Origin of the sequence: Nostoc sp. ChiQUE02, from assembly GCF_034531305.2 — a bacterium.
Taxonomy (GTDB): domain Bacteria; phylum Cyanobacteriota; class Cyanobacteriia; order Cyanobacteriales; family Nostocaceae; genus Nostoc.
This window is the reverse complement of the sequence record NZ_JAVRBN020000028.1, coordinates 1-16,815: the sequence shown is the minus strand read 5'-3', so window position 1 is coordinate 16,815 and position 16,815 is coordinate 1. Positions and strand designations below refer to the sequence as shown.

Here is a 16,815-nt window from a genome sequence, read left to right as displayed (position 1 = left end):
TTTTTATTTAAACTTTTTTCCCCCCGCCTGCTAATAGTTCCAGAATGACTCCATTTGTCCAGCCGAAGCCAACTTCGTTAGAACTATATCCAAAGGAGATTTCGTCGGAAACGTTGGCAGAACAGCGTTCAACATCATATTTCTCAACTAGGGTATTGTGACGCCCGAATTCTTTAATTACCATAGCCAGGAATTTGTTGGCAATGCGATCGCCTTCTGTATGATACCCATAACGGTGAAGTCCCTGGACAGCAATGAACGTCAATGGTGCCCAACCGAAGGGAGCATCCCACTGGTTCCCGGTGATATGAGTACTAGTAAGAATTCCGCCTGGGGCTTCAAACAAAGAGAGATTTTCCACGACGCGCTGGGCTTGGGCTTGAGAAGAAATTCCTAGCCACAGGGGATAGAATGTGGTAGCAAATTCGTAGCAACGGCGTTTTCCACTCTGGAAGTGATAGTCGCAATAGAGTCCTCGTTCTTCATTCCAGAGAAATTGATCGATCCGATCGCGCCGATATGCGCCGCGATCGCGCCATTGTTTTTCTAGTTGTTCGTTCCCCAAAATAGCGTTAATTTGCGCCAAGTCTTGCTCTACCTGATATAGCAAACTGTTGAGGCACACAGGAGCGTAGTGGAGGATATCAGCACTGAAGGGGCCAAATCGGTTGGTGATATCAAAACCGGACTCGCGCATGGTGCGATCGGCCTTGTAAAATAGGTGGGTCAGTTTGTCATTTTCGCGATCGTAGTAAAGATTAACGTCGTAATCTTCAATCTCAAAGGTTTGATAATATTCTTTGACGCGATCATAGTGGCTTTTTCCCTCCTCATCGCGTTCGGAGAACACAACTTCTGGCGCGGGACCTTCGCCAAAGGCATAAAATCTAGATAAGCCGGTTCCGGGATTCAAATGGGGCGGTACTACCCAGTAATAATAAAATTGCTCTAAAAGCGGTACGGTTGATCTCAACCACTCTTCATCCTGGGTGTGCTGGAATAGTGCCAAAACCATCATGCTGAGGACGGGGGGTTGCGATCGCGACAGCATATAAGTCCGGTTGGCATTGAGGATAGTGCCGTAATGCTTCACCTGGTACAATAATTGGTCAACCTGGCTTTGCGCTAGCTCCCATTCTTCATCGTGCAAAAGTCCTAGTAATATAAAGTAGCTGTCCCAGCCATACATTTCGTTAAATCGACCACCTGGTACGACATAAGGCCCTGGTAGGTATAGTAAGCCATGCTGTTTAATCGCTTCGACTTCTGAGGGCAATGTGCGAACTTCAATTCCTTGCATATCTTTGGGAGATAGCGATCGCTCTAACACTGTCTGAATGTTGGGACAATCTTCTAAGGGGGAAATGTAGACGATCCAGGGAGTACCTGGTTTGTGGTCTAGTTTGGTATCTTTGGCAGATTGTAATAAGTGTTCGTGCGATCGCGTTAAGGTTTTCCAGGTTTTTTTGATATGGACGCGCAGGGTGTCAATCTGCGTGGTGGTAAGTGCTGGTGAAGTAGTCATAATTCAATTTGACGGGGTGGTGAGGAGTTTGGAAGAATTTTTTAACGCAGAGGAGCGCAAAGGGAATCGCAGAGGTACGCAGAGATTTTACGGCACTTCTCTGCGTGAGATAGACTTATTTTTTTACTCGGCACTACTAACTAATAGGGCGACTGGGAAATGGGCGAGGGCAGATCCGATAGATAGGGTTTCTGTAGTTTGTAAGGGTTGCTGAGTGAGGACGTTTTTCCAGGTGGAGGGAGTTCCAGGGGGTAATAGCAGGTGTGTGTCTTGCCAAACTGACAAGCCGTTGGGGTTTTCTCCTGGCTGGATGAGGCTTGTTAAAAAGCGAGGTGCGATCGCGATCGCTGTTTGATTCCCTTCCCGCCGCGCAAAGGCGATAATGTGATTGGCGTAGGTTCCCTGAACTTCTAAGGGCAGATAGTCGCCATCCTGAAATAATGAAACATAGTTTGTTCTAGCTTGGAGTAATTGAGCCGTTAAAAACAGTTTGATTCTGCCATCAGTTTTATCACTCAGCAACTCTTGAATCAAACCCAGAGTGTCGGTTTTCACCTGTTCGCGGATGGCGCTTAAGTAGGTGCGTCGCTGTTCAAAATCCACGGGACGGCGGTTATCTGGATCGACTAGGCTGAGTTCCCAAAGTTCTGTTCCTTGGTATAAATCAGGTACGCCAGGGGCGGTAATCTTCAGTAGAGTTTGGGAAAGGGAATTGAAGATACCATACTCTGCAATTCGCTGTTGAAAGGGACGAAAGGCTTCTAGAAATTCCCCGGAGATGGAAGGGTCGAGTACTTTCTCAATAAAGGAGGTACAAGCTTCTTCATACTCGCTATCAGGTCGTAACCATGCTGTATGGACTTTCGCTTCTCGGATTGCCTTAATTATATAGTCCTTCACCCGTTCCACGAAGGATGCATGTTCGTGTTCTGCAAAAGGAAACGCCCCTACCAAGGTTTGATAGAGAAAATACTCGTCGTTGCGATCGGGCATAGCGAAACCGTGGCGATGGCTACGATGTCCTCGATTAATGGCACTCCAGGTATTTACCTGCTGATCCCACTCATTGGGGATTTCTGAAAGGACATTCAACCTGGCCCGCACATCTTCGCCGCGTTTGGTGTCGTGGGTGGCTGTGGTGTTCATTGTGTGAGGCCAGGTTGCTTGGTGCTGTTTGTTGAAGGCATGAAATTTGGCTAAGTCAATGCCAAAATGACCAGGATTTCCCCCGACTTCATTCAGCGACAGCAACCGATTGTAAACATATAATGTGGTGTCTTCTACACCTTTTGCCATTAACGGGCCGCTGTATTGCTGCATCCGCAAGACGAAATATATCCACTGTTCGCGTTCTGTTTGAGTCAGAGAATTATCAAACTCTAGCAGCATTAACTTTTCAATAAAGGTCAATTCGTTCTGCAAGAGGGGCGCTTGTTCTTTGGCTTGGCGAATTACTTCTTGAATGGTAGCGCGATCGCTTTCTCCAATTCCATCGGGCGTAATGTAGGTACGGTAAATCGGGAACAGTGTCAAAACTTCGGCGATCGCTCTTTTTAATCCATTCAGTGTAAAATCATTGCCATAGCGATATTTGCTGGAAATATTCTTTAACAAAAGAGCTAGATTGTCAATATCACCTGCTAAATTCTTTTCCAAAATCAGGTGCTTTTTATCCTTCACTACGGTTGCATAATCTACTCTTGAACCAATAAAGTTTTGGTAAATTTTATCGAATGATAATTCATTTTCAACTTGACAAAATACGCCATTTACATAATTTAGAAAATCATAACCAGACGTTCCTTCAATTTCCCAGTTTTCCGGCAATTCTTCGGTGAGTTCTAAAATCTTCTCGACAGTGATATAAACATCTCCCGTCTTTTCCCGCAGCCTTTCGAGATACTGGATTGGGTTATAAAGTCCATCAATATGATCGATCCGTAAACCAGTGAATTTGCCTTCCTCAACCAGTTTTTGGATTAAGCTGTGGGTATTATTAAAAACCCGCACTTCTTCAACTTTAACGGAAATCAGTTCATTAACAGTAAAGAAACGGCGGTAGTTCATTTCCTCCGCCCCAACTTTCCAGAAGGCGAGACGGTAAAATTGGTCATTCAGTAAGTCATCTAGGAGGTTAAAGCTTTCTGAATTACCAGGTTCTCCGTTGAATGTTTGGAGATTTTCGTCAATGAACTCGCGGATAGCATCGTTTGTGGTGTAAAGTTCCCAAACCAATCCTTTAATAAATGCGATTTGGTCTTGTCGCTGTTTTCCCGCAACTTCTGAGGGCACATTTTTGAGAATATACAAAATCCCCAATAGTTTAATAAAATCGGGATGATTGCGTCCCAGTGTGCGAGTGAGTTTGCCCAGATTAGAGGTGATAAATTTTGTGTAAGATTCTAACCGGAGTGGCAGTTTTAAGCTGTAATAATTGACAGTTAAACCGTTCTGTTCGTATTGCAGTTGAATGTGTCCGTTTTCCAGGGATGTACCATAAAAATCTCCCAGTAGCGGCGCTAGGATTCGCTGTTCACGATCGCCAAAGGGAGCATTCCAAGAAAGATCGAAGTAGTCGGTATAGCTGGAATCTGGGCCGTGTTCCAATACGTCCATCAAGTAATCGTTTTCGCTACTATAAGCCATGTGGTTGGGTACAATATCTTGTAACCAGCCCATACCAAGGGATTGAACTTCACCAACTAATGCATCAAAGGATTCATTAGTTCCCAGTTCTGGGTTTAGTTGAGTGGCATCTACTATATCGTAGCCGTGCGTACTCCCGGATCGGGCTTTAAAAATGGGAGAAGCATATAAATCGGAAATACCTAAATCTGCTAGATAAGCTGCGATCGCTTTAGCGTTGTCAAAGCCAAACTGAGGTGTAAACTGAATTCGATAAGTTGCGGTGGGAATTCGCATATTTTTTTTGAGTGGGGAGTGGGTAGAGACACAATTAATCGCGTCTGTGGGGAAAGACGCGATTAATCGCGTCTGTACAAAGTGGGGAGTTTGCACCTTTTTGCTCGAACGTTGAGGTTATGAGGCTAAAACTTTAAGTTTTAACTCTCCCCCTCATCCTTTTTCATAGAGTACTAAACTAGTAGGTTGCAATTTCACTTCTTGACCCACAGACAGATGGTCAGCAGCTTCAGAACCATGCCCAGACCATAAGGTATCAGCAGAGTCTAACAATTTATGAGCATTTTGCTCAAACGGCAGAGTCACTGTCACTGGAGACGAATTGAAATTCATCACAAATATTATTTCACTCGATTCGCACCAACGACGCACGATGACCAACTGCTTGTCTTCATCGCTAGTCGCTTGGATGGAGTTGCGGTCTTGATTTAAAAGTGCTGGATGCGTCTTGCGTAAATTAATTAACTGGCGATACCAATTCCACAAAATCTTGTGGTTACCTTCATTGCGTAATTGCCAATTGAGTTTAGACTTTAGGAAAGTTTCTGCCGATTCTGGATCTGGGGGATCATCTGCATAGTGAAATGCTTCAAATTCTTCTTTGCGTCCGGCTCGAACTGCTTGAATTAAATCTGGATCGGAGTGACTGACAAAGTAAATGAAGGGTGCTGTCTCGCCGTATTCTTCTCCCATGAATAACAGGGGTAAGTTGGGCGACAGCAGCACAGCGCCGGCAGCTAACTTTAATCCCTCAAAAGAGATTCGCTGGCTGAGGCGTTCTCCTTTCATTTGGTTGCCGATTTGATCGTGATTCTGAATGCAGACTGCAAACTGTGATAAAGGGCGATCGCGGCAAGATACGCCATGAAATCGCTTCCGGTGTGGAGCATACTTCCAATCGTAGACAAAAGTATCTTCATAAGCTTTTGCCAATTGAGCACATTGCCCAAAATCTTGATAATATCCTTGGCGATCGCCTGTTAAAAGTGCGTGTAATGAATGGTGAAAATCATCACTCCACTGAGCATCAAGACCATACCCGCCCAGTTCTACCGGCCGAATTATTTGTGGATTATTCAGATCGCTTTCGGCAATTAGATGGCGTTTCCATTTTTGCCCTTGTTGTGAGAAATGATGAACCGCTTCCGCCAGTTCCCACAAAAAATGCTTCGCCCCCAAGTCGTAAATTGCTTGAATAGCATCCAGCCGCAATGCATCAATGTGGAAGTCGCGCAACCAGTAAAGCGCATTTTGGATAAAATAGTTTCGTACACCCTGACTATGGGCATCGTCGAAATTCATCGCATCGCCCCACGGCGTTTTATAGGTTTTAGTAAAGTAGGGCGCGAACTGATTCATATAGTTGCCTTCTGGCCCAAAGTGGTTATACACCACATCCAGCACTACGGCAATTCCGTTTTGGTGGCAAGCATTTACTAATTGTTTCAGTTCGGCTGGACTACCGTAGGAATTTTGGACAGCATAAGGGTAAACGCCGTCATAACCCCAGTTGCGGTATTTCAGAGAAGCTTCAATATGAGTATCTCCCGGAAACTGGGAGATGGGCATAATTTCAATAGCGTTAACTCCAAGTTCCCTCAGTTCCGGTAGGCGGGGGATGATGGCGGTGAAAGTTCCTTCAGGCGTGAATGTGCCAACGTGGAGTTCATATAAAATCATCGACTCCACAGGAATGCCAGTCCACCCTTCATCAGTCCACTCAAATTGTTGATCGACAATTTGAGACGGTCCATGCACCCCTTCAGGTTGATACTGCGACGCCGGATCGGCAAAGGTGTCTTGGCCATTCAACACATACCGATAAAGCGTACCTGGATAGACATCGTTGACTTTCGTGTGCCAGTATCCCTCAGACTGAGGCTTGAGGGGAATTAACTGCTGTTCTGGCGTCAAAATTTTTACCGTGACGCTATCTAATAGCGGAGACCAAACTGTAAATTCACACTCTCCGTTACCCAAGTAGTTAGCACCAATTCTCACGCAGTATCCTCCCATCAGATCGTGTGTTGTGCCGAATTGTGGCGCGATCGCAAATGCCATTGATTGCACAATGTTTACAAACACGCCAGATAGCATAATGGTTGGTCTACCAGACTTTTCGCTAGCATCTGGAGGCGGATTTTTGACCACAACAAATTCTCTCTCATGACCAAAGAGGCAGGGGAGCAGGGGGCGGGGGGCAGGGGGAGAAAGATGCTGGAATTCCCCAGCAGTCTAGGGTTACGAGCTAATAAATGTATTTATGCTCAAGAAAAAAATATTTATTTTGATAGCGCAGCGTTAGCGAGTCAGACGCTCCTCCGTCGCTAACGCTGCGCTATCGAGCGTCGCGGAAAGTGCGACGATAAATAATGCGTTGTCTCAGAGCCAATACATTTATTTATGGGGTTTCCCCTCATCTCCCTGCTCCCTGCCCCCTGCTGTCTGCCTCAGACGAATACCCTCACCTGTACTACCTACGGCTTGCAGCTACCATCAACACAGTATGCCGATTCATAAGTACTAGAACGCTTACCAAAGATGGTGTAACGATTATCGCGGATTTGTTCGTAAAAGCGATCGCCTGCCCATTTCATCCCCGGTAAGGCTCGATAAGCGTCTACAAATATACTTCCTGCTGGCAATAACCGCCCAATTTCTTCTGCGGCGTTACTACCTTGCCAACGTCTCTGAGGATCGTTGCCATCAATTAAAATCATCCCCTGTTCACAGTCTTGGGCTGTAACTCCCCACTGTAAAAGTGTCTGCTCATCCTGCATGGGAGCGTAGCGAAACAGCTTACCCTGGTCTAAGGTTTCTAGCAATTGCACTAGGGTAACGCAGAGATTACAATTCCCGTCGTAGATTACGTAGTAATTCATAAAAATAACGGCTCTTCGGCAATAGACTTGTCGGATGTGTCTAAACACAACTTTGGTATTCTAGCTTAGAAAAAAGCCGCAAATCAGCAATCGCTACTTCAGCCACTTGCTTTCCAATACCGTGGCGGTCGTTAAATATGCATAATGTCATCGAGTTTAAGTTGTAAATTTGGCAAGAGATCAGATGAAATACTATCTCCTAACCGATATTGTTCCTGCTGGTACACACCGTTAACTAACTGACAAACGGTGAATGTGGGTTGTTTGGGATTGCCAATAAATTGCAACCCACCCAAGCCACGAAAGTCCACAATCCAATATTCTGGGATGTTAAGAAAAGCGTATTCTTCTACTTTCCTCGCATAATCATCTTGCCAATTTGTGCTCACAACTTCAGCAACAAGTTTGATTGTACTGCCGTTACAAATAATAGGTTCTTTTTGCCAAAGGGGTTCTTTACTAAGTTCTGCTTTATCTAAAACAATTACATCAGGACGTAGCGCTGTGGCTTCAGCAGCAGGTGGTTTAATCAAACAAGTTTTTGGAATTAGCCAGTTGAAATTAGAATTAAAAATTTCGACATAGATTCTACCAGCAATACTACCTGCAACAGATTCGTGTGGGCCTGTAGGTTCCATGTCTCTTAGTTGTCCGTCGATTAATTCGTAGCGTGTATTGTCACCATATTGAGCGATAAATTCCTCGAAGGTAAGTAGTTTGGGCGAAGTGTAGGTCATAGGTCTTGTTTTGACTTGACGTAGGCTTATTGTAGCGACTGCCGTGGCAAAGTACAGAAAAGGTGGGTTAATTTTTGGAAGCAAGCGATCGCATTTAAAAGGCGGCCGCCGCATTCACAATGCAAGCGATCGCATTTAAAAGGCGGCCGCCGCATTCACAATGCAAGCGATCGCATTTAAAAGGCGGCCGCCGCATTCACAATGCAAGCGATCGCAATTAAAAGGCGGCCGTCGCATTCGCAATGCAAGCGATCGCAATTAAAAGGCGGCCGTCGCATTCGCAATGCAAGCGATCGCATTTAGATAGCACGACAATACAAATACTAAAACGCTTGTCCTCAAACATCGCCCGCGGTTTCCAGTTATCATGCCTTAAATTTCACTACAACTGTTTGCCATTCATTTATGAGCCAATATATTCTCAGTAGTCTTACAGATGATGAAGAACTTAATTTTTCTGAAGAAGCAGAGGTTTTCGTTTTTCCCACTTCTTTTGCCCAGCAGCGATTGTGGTTTCTCAACCAGTTAGCACCGGGCAATCCATTTTACAACGTGTCAACAGCACTTCGCCTGACAGGTTGCCTCAACTTCACCGCCTTAAAACAGACATTCAACGAAATTGTACGTCGCCACGAAAGCTTACGCACTAGGTTTATTATGGTAGAACAGCAACCAGTGCAGGCGATTCCTGCGGAAAGCTGCACTAACGCACCTAGCTTAACCATACTTCTTCCTCTAATAGACCTACGCAATTTCGAGAGCCAAGAACGTGAGACACAATTGCAGCAAATCGTAACCCAAGAGGCTCAACGTCCTTTCAATCTCACCACCGGGCCATTGCTGCGAGTGAAGCTGCTACAACTAGATGAAGCAGAATATGTGCTGCTGCTAAATCTACATCACATTGTTGCCGATGGCTGGTCAATTGGAGTGCTAATTAGAGAACTGGGGGTATTATACAAAGCCTTTGCAGAGGATAAGCGAGCGTCCTTGCCAGAACTACCCATTCAGTATGCAGATTTCGCCCAATGGCAACGGGAGTGGCTGCAAGGAGTGGGGGCAAATGGCACCTCGCCCCTACAAACCCAGTTAGCTTATTGGCAAAAGCAGTTAGACGGAATTTCAGTGCTGAATCTCCCCACCGACCGGCTAAGACCAGTAATTCCTACTTACAGGGGTGCAAAACAGTTTCTAGAGCTACCAAACTCCTTAACTCAAAAGCTAGAGGCACTTAGCTACCAAGAAGGCGTTACCTTGTTCATGACAATGCTTGCAGCGTTTCAGACTTTGCTCTATCGCTACACGCAGCAAGAGGATATTGCAGTAGGTTCAGCTATTGCTAATCGCAACCGTAGCGAACTAGAGGGATTAATTGGTTTTTTTGTCAATAGCTTGGTGCTACGTACAGATTTCTCAGGTAACCCGACGTTTCGAGAATTGTTGAATCGAGTGCGAGAGGTAAGTTTAGGAGCATACAGCCATCAGGATTTGCCTTTTGAAAAACTGGTAGAGGAACTTCATCCAGAGCGAGATTTGAGCTATCATCCTTTTTTTCAGGTTGTATTTAGCCTGCAAAACACTCCCATCGCAGCGCTAGAGTTACCTGAGTTAACGCTTTCGCCATTTGAGTTTGATAGCAAAACTGCAAAGCTTGATTTAGAGTTCCATCTGTGGCAAGACTTGGAAAGTTTGAAAGGACAAATGGTGTATAGCACCGATTTATTTGATAATACTACCATTACCCGGATGCTGGGACATTTCCAAACGCTGCTAGAAAGCATTGTTGCCAATCCAGAACAGCGTCTTTCAGATTTGTCTTTACTTACTGTGCGAGAACGACAAGAGTTATTAATCGATTGGAATGACACTAAAAGAGACTACCCAGAGAACAAGTGTTTTCATCAGTTATTTGAAGCGCAGGTAGAAAAAACTCCCGATGCGATCGCACTAGTATTTGGCGATGAACAACTCAGCTACAAAGAGTTAAATATCCGCAGCAACCAACTTGCACATCACTTGCAAAAATTGGGGGTAGTCCCTGAGGTTTTAGTTGGCATTTGCATAGAGCGATCGCTAGAGATGATCGTCACATTATTAGCCATCCTCAAAGCGGGTGGAGCATACCTGCCTTTAGATCCGAGCCTACCTCAAGAACGTCTTAACTTCATCCTAGAAGATGCACAAGTTTCAGTCTTACTAACACAAGAAAAGTTGCTCAAGCATTTTGAAGACTTCTCGAATCCAATTATTTGTATAGATAAAGATTGGGCAACTATTACACAATACAGCCAAGAAAACCCGACCAGTTGCGTAACATCTGACAACCTAGCTTATGTGATCTACACCTCTGGCTCAACAGGAAAACCTAAAGGTGTTTTGCTCCAGCATCGAGGATTATCCAACTTAGCAAAAGCCCAGATTGAGGTTTTCAATTTACAACCGATTAACCGCATTCTGCAATTCGCATCATTAAGTTTTGATGCCTCAATTTTTGAGATTGTCATGGCACTACAAACAGGAGCAACTCTTTATTTAGCAAATAAAGAATCCCTTCTACCCGGACAACCTTTACTCAAATTATTGCGCGAAAAAGCTATTACTTACGTCACCCTTCCGCCAGCAGTATTAGCAGTTCTACCTACAGAATCACTTCCGGCATTACAAACTATTATTTGTGCAGGCGAATCCTGCACCGATGATATTGTAAAACGTTGGTGTAACTCTCAACGTCGGTTTTTTAATGCTTACGGACCTACTGAAGCAACAGTTTGGTCAACCGTTGCAGAGATTAGTAATATCAGTGAAAAACCGTTTATTGGTCGCCCTATTGCTAACACTCAAATTTATATATTAGATAAGCATTTACAACCTTTACCAATTGGAATTACTGGCGAATTATATATATGTAGTGAGGGATTGGCACAAGGCTATCTTAATCGCCCTGAATTAACTATTGAAAAGTTTATTTCAAATCCGTTTAGTGATAAAAAGGGGGCGCGACTTTACAAGACAGGTGATTTAGCGCGATATCAAACAGACGGTAATATTGAATTTTTAGGACGCATCGATAATCAAGTAAAAATTCGTGGATTCCGCATTGAGTTGTCAGAAATCGAAACGGTGCTGACTCAGCATCAAAATGTGCAAAAAGTAGTAGTAATTGCTAAAGAGAACGTATCTGGTGATAAGTATTTGGTGGCTTATATTGTTCCTAATGTAGAGACGCAAAATATCGTATTACTTTTACGTGAATTTTTAAAAGACAAATTACCAGAATACATGATGCCAAAAGCTTTTGTCCTGCTGGATTCCCTACCGCTAACAGCTAGCGGTAAAGTGGATCGTTTGGCGCTAACAAAACTCGACAGTCCGGCTAGCGGCTCAACAGATAAAGCATTTATTGCTCCTCGTACTCCAACCGAGTCAACCTTGGCAAAAATTTGGGCTGAAGTCCTTAATGTTGAGCGTGTGGGTATTTACGATAACTTCTTCGACTTGGGAGGAGATTCGCTGTTAACTGTACACCTGATGAAGCAGATACACAAGCAGTTTGAGCGTGAATTGCCGCTAGCTACTTTATTTTTAAATCCAACAATTGAAAGTTTAGCAACTTCTCTATCCTCAAAAGCAGATTCTCTACCGTGGTCACCCTTAGTTCCGATTCAACCTGCTGGTTCAAGTCCAGCTTTCTTCTGCGTCCATCCAATTTTTGGCGTTGTCTTTCCTTATTACGAATTAGCTCATCATTTGGGAAAAAATCAACCATTTTATGGGCTACAACCCATTGGACTTGACGGGAAAATTCCTCCACTAACTTGTATTGAGGATATGGCTGCTCACTACATTGAAGCATTGCGTAGAGTGCAGCCCAAAGGCCCTTATTTTTTAGGAGGTTGGTCTTTTGGAGGTTGGGTTGCTTTTGAAATGGCTCAACAACTCCAAAAGTCTGGGGAAGAAGTGGCTTTACTTGCTGTGCTTGACACTTTAGCACCAATTCCGGGAAATATACCTTCTTTGGGTAGTGGCTTCAAGTTTATGCTGACGACAGTGGCGCGATATATATGGCCCTTTTTCCTCGATTATTTTTATCTAATTATTGCGATCGCCAGAAATCGAATTAACAGTTTAACTTCTCGGTTGACTAATTTTAATAAAATTGTGCGGCTCCAAACAAATCTCTTCTCTCATCTCACCCGGAATGAGGATGCCACAGTCAACGTTATACCCGAAGAATCCAAGTTAAGACTTTTAAGCGAGTTAGCAATTCGTCCCATGCTTCGTGTTTTTTATGCCAATAGCCAAGCAGTTCTTAACTACGTTCCGCAAGCGTACCCTAAACGAATTAATCTTTTCAGAACAAAGGCTCAGTCAGGCATTGCCAAGGAAGATTCGAGTATGGGTTGGGATCAGCTAACTGTGGGAGGAACGGAAATTCATCATATTCCTGGCAATCACCTAACTATGCTGAGAAAACCCCATATCCAAATTCTCGCTGCACAGCTAAAAGCCTGTATTGAGAAAGCACAAAATTGAAGATAATTAGCGTCATCTTAAATAAACATCTTACCTTCTGCCCTCTGCCCTCTGCCTTTTTATTCAATATGTCTTCTGAAGAAGTCTTTGTTTTTCCAGCATCTTTTGCTCAACAACGGTTATGGTTCCTCGACCAGTTGATCCCCAGCAATGCTATCTACAATGTGCCGACAGTAATTCGGTTGACAGGTTCGCTTAAGTTAGCTGCACTAGAACAGACTTTTAACGAAATCGTGCGTCGCCACGAAACCTTACGCACCACATTTATAGTGTTGGATGGGCAACCTCTACAGGCGATTGCACCCAGCTTAACAATACCTATTTCTGTATTAGACCTCCAGCAATTGCCAGGTGATGAACAGGAGATTGAAGCAAAGTGCATTGTTACCGCAGAGATAGAACACCCCTTCGATTTATCCTTTGGGCCATTGCTGCGAGTAATGCTGCTTGTGCTTTCTGAGACAGAACATATTCTATTACTGAATATGCACCACATTATCTGCGACGATTGGTCTATGGGGGTACTGATTCGGGAACTGGGAACGCTGTACGCAGCTTTTGCACAAAACCAGCCTTCTCCTCTATTAGAACTGCCTCTTCAGTACGCTGATTTTGCTCACTGGCAACGCGAGTGGCTGCAAGGAGAAGTACTGCAAACCCAGTTAGCTTACTGGCGGGAGCAATTAAACAGTATTTCCATACTGCATCTGCCTACTGACAAACCAAGACCAGCTATACAAAGTTATCAAGGAGCAACACAATTTCTAGAGTTACCAAAAAAGCTAGTTGATGCACTAGAAAAGCTGGCACAGCAAGAAGCTGCAACCTTATTTATGACACTGTTGGCAGCATTTCAAACATTACTTTACCGCTACACCCATCAAGAAGATATCGCGGTAGGTTCGCCAATTGCTAATCGTAACCGCAGCGAAATTGAAGGCATAATTGGTTTTTTTGTCAATAGTTTAGTGCTACGTAGCAACTTATCTGGAAACCCGACTTTTCGAGAACTACTAGGCAGAGTACGGGAAGTAACGTTAGGAGCATACAGCCACCAAGATTTACCCTTTGAAAAGTTAGTTGAAGAACTACATCCAGAGCGAAACTTGAGCCATCATCCGCTATTTCAAGTGGTGTTTGGTTTTCAAAATGCGCCAATGTCAGCGTTAGAACTGCCTGGATTAGTACCTAGCTTTCTGAATATTAACTTAAAAAAAACGCGTTTTGATTTGGAACTGCATCTGTGGAAGTGTTCTGAGGACTTTAGGAGCTTATGGGGCGGAAACTGGGAATATTCTGAAGGTCTCCGAGGCGTAATGGTTTACAACACAGATTTATTTGATCGAGCCACTATTAGCCGGATGGTAGAACATTTTAAATCTCTGTTATCAGCTATTGTTGCAAATCCAGAAGAACGAATTGCAAATTTATCGTTATTAAATGAAGCGGAGTTACATCAGGTATTGGTGGAATGGAATAACACCCAAGCCGATTATCCTCAATATAAATGTATCCATCAATTATTTGAAGAAAAAGTACAGCAGTATCCTGATTCTATAGCAGTAAACTTTGCTAATGAGCTACTCACTTATCAAGAGTTGAATACTCGCAGCAATAAACTAGCACACCACTTACAAAAATTGGGGGTCTGTTCAGAAGTTTTAGTCGGCATTTGTATTTCACAGTCTGTAGAAATGATCGTTGGGTTGTTGGGTATTCTTAAAGCAGGGGGAGCGTATGTTCCATTAGACTCAAGTTATCCTCAAGAACGTCTAAATTTTATGCTTGAAGATGCACAAGTTTCAGTATTGCTGACACAAGAAAACTTGCTCAAACATTTTAAAGGTTTCTCAAAACCAATTATTTCTATAGATGAAGACTGGGAAATTATTACCCAAGAAAAGGAAGACAATCCTAAAAGTGATTTAAATAGTGATAATTTAGCCTATGTTATTTACACCTCTGGTTCTACAGGGAAACCTAAGGGAGTTGCTGTACCTCACAAAGCTGTAAATCGGTTAGTATGCAATACGAACTATATAACATTGTCACCATCTGATAAAATCGCCCAAGCCTCAAACGCTTCTTTTGATGCAGCAACGTTCGAGATTTGGGGAGCGCTACTTAACGGCGCTCAACTTGTGGGAATTAGTAAAGATGTAATCATTTCACCTCACGAATTTGCATTACAACTACGAGAAAAAGGTATTGGCGTTCTGTTTTTGACTACCGCCTTATTTCAACAGATTGTTAGAGATGTTCCACAAGCTTTTGCAATGTTGAAATATTTACTGTTTGGTGGCGAAACTGTTGATGCGAGATGGATTAAAAAAATTCTCCAATCTGGTATGCCAAAGCACTTAATTCATGTTTATGGGCCTACAGAAAATACAACATTTTCCTCTTATTACTGCGTAGAAGAGTTCCCATCGTCCATATCTTTACCTATTGGTCGCCCTATTACAAACACGCAAATTTATATACTAGATACCCATTTACAACCTGTGCCTATTGGCGTTATTGGTGAACTATATATTGATGGTGATGGACTGGCACGAGAATATCTCAATCGCCCTGAACTCACTACTAAACACTTTATTCCTCATCCTTTTAGTAAAAACCCAAAAACACGTCTTTATAAAACGGGTGATTTAGCTCGCTATTTACCAGATGGCAATATTGAATTTTTAGGACGCGTTGACAATCAAGTAAAGATTCGTGGCTTCCGCATTGAATTGTCAGAGATTGAAGCAGTGTTAAGTCAACATCTAGCAGTGAGAGAAACTGTTGTCATTGCTCGTGAGGACGTACCTGATGATAAGTACTTGGTGGCTTATATTGTTCCCAACCAGGAACAGATACCGACGCAAGACGTGCAAAGCTTTGCGTCCTTACTTCGTCAATTTCTCAAAGAAAAGTTACCGGAATATATGGTGCCAAGAGCTTATGTGATATTGAAATCTCTACCTTTAACACCTAATGGCAAAGTTGATCGCCGTGCTTTACCCACGCCTGATACAATAACTCTCAATCATCAAGATTATGTGGCACCGCGATCGCAGGTTGAAGAGTTACTTGTCCAAATTTGGGCTAAAGTCTTGGGAAAAGAGCAAGTAGGCGTCCATGACAATTTCTTTGAATTGGGCGGTCATTCTCTCCTGGCGACTCAGCTAACTTCCCGCATCCGCGATACTTTCCAAATAGATTTGCCTGTACGCAATTTGTTTGAAACACCAACTGTTGAACAACTTGCTAAATACATTAACGCAATGTGTTGGGTAGCAAAAGGTGTGGATGAGCCTAAGACTACGGAAACTCAGCGAGAAGAAGTGGAATTTTGAGAAATCCCTAAATTAGCGATCGCCATGCCATTTATGCCATCCGGTATATGTGCATAAGCCGTAGTAGCGATTAACTTAAGCATTAGGATAAATGCGTGCATTGGCTGGGTCTAAGCTAAAGGGAACCAATAAAAACCCTTTAACTTGCTTTTTGATGGCATTTTACTTGCGTTGTGATAACCAAGCATGACATACATCGAAGCAGGCATATTATTGCCAAGCGATCGCCTACGGTGAAAAAATATCCCACTACCCTCAGAAGCTGCATCATAACGAAGCATTTTCACCCGCATCTTACCTGCTGGTGTATCAAATCCTCGAAACGCATCCTTCAATCGAACTTGTAACTGTTCTTTGTCTTGCATTTCACCGGGCGGTAGCAGGATGCTCAAGTAAGCTGCAACATCATTACCCAAATTCAGCTTTTCCTTAGCCAGCCAAAATGCACCACAAATTTTAGGGACTGCTAGTTCGTACTTTAGCTCCTTCAGCTGCGATATACCCCCAAACCGACGACGAGCAAGCTCTCCCAAGGCGCAATACTCATCGCCTATTCCTACCCAAGTACGAGATTCAGGACTACCTTCTTCTTGAACGCTCTCAATCGAAGCTTTAGCAATATCTGCTACTTCTGAGTCTAAAAGTAAAACAATAGGCTTTCCCTCTGGATACTCTTGAGCGATCGCCTTGGTTTTACTTGCACAATATTGAATTAGTATTGGCTGATAGTTTATATTGTGAAAGTAGCCAATTTATTAGAAAGCTAGCTGAATATAACTTAGCTTATGTAGTATCAATTAGAAGTAATCATGGAGTCTGGTTACCAGCAGGGCAAAGTGTTAGGGCAAATAAATGGTGTAAATTTGAGAGAACAT

9 protein-coding genes and 1 pseudogene are annotated in these 16,815 nt (G+C 43.4%); 3 read left to right on the top strand and 7 right to left on the bottom strand.

Annotation, left to right across the window (positions count from 1 at the left end):
• Nucleotides 1–7: 7 nt before the first annotated feature.
• From RM347_RS24430 to RM347_RS24405, 6 genes are all read right to left on the bottom strand, one after another.
• The gene (locus RM347_RS24430) at nucleotides 8–1,525 is read right to left on the bottom strand and encodes a trehalase family glycosidase (protein WP_322718459.1); all 1,518 of its coding nucleotides are present in this window, start codon (nucleotides 1,523–1,525) and stop codon (nucleotides 8–10) included.
• A 123-nt stretch (nucleotides 1,526–1,648) separates the two neighbouring features.
• Entirely contained in the window at nucleotides 1,649–4,447 is a 2,799-nt protein-coding gene (gene treY / locus RM347_RS24425; RefSeq protein ID WP_322718458.1) for a malto-oligosyltrehalose synthase, read from the bottom strand.
• 153 nt (nucleotides 4,448–4,600) lie between these two features.
• Entirely contained in the window at nucleotides 4,601–6,448 is a 1,848-nt protein-coding gene (treZ, locus tag RM347_RS24420) for a malto-oligosyltrehalose trehalohydrolase (RefSeq protein ID WP_322718515.1), read from the bottom strand.
• Between the two features lie 476 nt (nucleotides 6,449–6,924).
• Entirely contained in the window at nucleotides 6,925–7,329 is a 405-nt protein-coding gene (locus RM347_RS24415) for a thiol-disulfide oxidoreductase DCC family protein (protein WP_322718457.1), read from the bottom strand.
• 131 nt (nucleotides 7,330–7,460) lie between these two features.
• Complete coding sequence (locus RM347_RS24410) at nucleotides 7,461–8,066, bottom strand: Uma2 family endonuclease (RefSeq protein ID WP_322718456.1); 606 nt, start codon at nucleotides 8,064–8,066, stop codon at nucleotides 7,461–7,463.
• 176 nt (nucleotides 8,067–8,242) lie between these two features.
• The gene (locus RM347_RS24405) at nucleotides 8,243–8,365 is read right to left on the bottom strand and encodes a hypothetical protein (protein WP_428850604.1); all 123 of its coding nucleotides are present in this window, start codon (nucleotides 8,363–8,365) and stop codon (nucleotides 8,243–8,245) included.
• Between the two features lie 106 nt (nucleotides 8,366–8,471).
• Between RM347_RS24405 and RM347_RS24400 the strand changes: the two genes are divergently transcribed.
• Nucleotides 8,472–12,599: a non-ribosomal peptide synthetase gene (locus tag RM347_RS24400; protein WP_322718454.1), complete on the top strand. Its 4,128-nt coding sequence runs from the start codon at nucleotides 8,472–8,474 to the stop codon at nucleotides 12,597–12,599.
• Nucleotides 12,600–12,667: 68 nt separating this feature from the next.
• A complete protein-coding gene (locus RM347_RS24395; RefSeq protein ID WP_322718453.1) occupies nucleotides 12,668–15,940 on the top strand; it encodes a non-ribosomal peptide synthetase in 3,273 nt (1,090 codons plus the stop codon).
• A gap of 110 nt (nucleotides 15,941–16,050) precedes the next feature.
• On the opposite strand, the gene RM347_RS24390 is transcribed toward RM347_RS24395, so the two are convergent.
• A complete protein-coding gene (locus RM347_RS24390; RefSeq protein WP_322718452.1) occupies nucleotides 16,051–16,473 on the bottom strand; it encodes a hypothetical protein in 423 nt (140 codons plus the stop codon).
• A 173-nt stretch (nucleotides 16,474–16,646) separates the two neighbouring features.
• Here RM347_RS24390 and RM347_RS24385 point away from each other — a divergent pair.
• Nucleotides 16,647–16,815, top strand: a pseudogene (locus RM347_RS24385) (transposase); the annotation flags it as partial.

What these genes read in the sequence shown, in the direction of transcription:
- RM347_RS24415 (WP_322718457.1), bottom strand. Translation starts at nt 7,329, where the DNA reads ATGAATTACTACGTAATCTACGACGGGAATTGTAATCTCTGCGTTACC.
- RM347_RS24405 (WP_428850604.1), bottom strand. Translation starts at nt 8,365, where the DNA reads ATGCGATCGCTTGCATTGCGAATGCGACGGCCGCCTTTTAATTGCGAT.
- RM347_RS24395 (WP_322718453.1), top strand. Translation starts at nt 12,668, where the DNA reads ATGTCTTCTGAAGAAGTCTTTGTTTTTCCAGCATCTTTTGCTCAACAA.
- RM347_RS24400 (WP_322718454.1), top strand. Translation starts at nt 8,472, where the DNA reads ATGAGCCAATATATTCTCAGTAGTCTTACAGATGATGAAGAACTTAAT.
- RM347_RS24410 (WP_322718456.1), bottom strand. Translation starts at nt 8,066, where the DNA reads ATGACCTACACTTCGCCCAAACTACTTACCTTCGAGGAATTTATCGCT.
- RM347_RS24430 (WP_322718459.1), bottom strand. Translation starts at nt 1,525, where the DNA reads ATGACTACTTCACCAGCACTTACCACCACGCAGATTGACACCCTGCGC.
- treY (WP_322718458.1), bottom strand. Translation starts at nt 4,447, where the DNA reads ATGCGAATTCCCACCGCAACTTATCGAATTCAGTTTACACCTCAGTTT.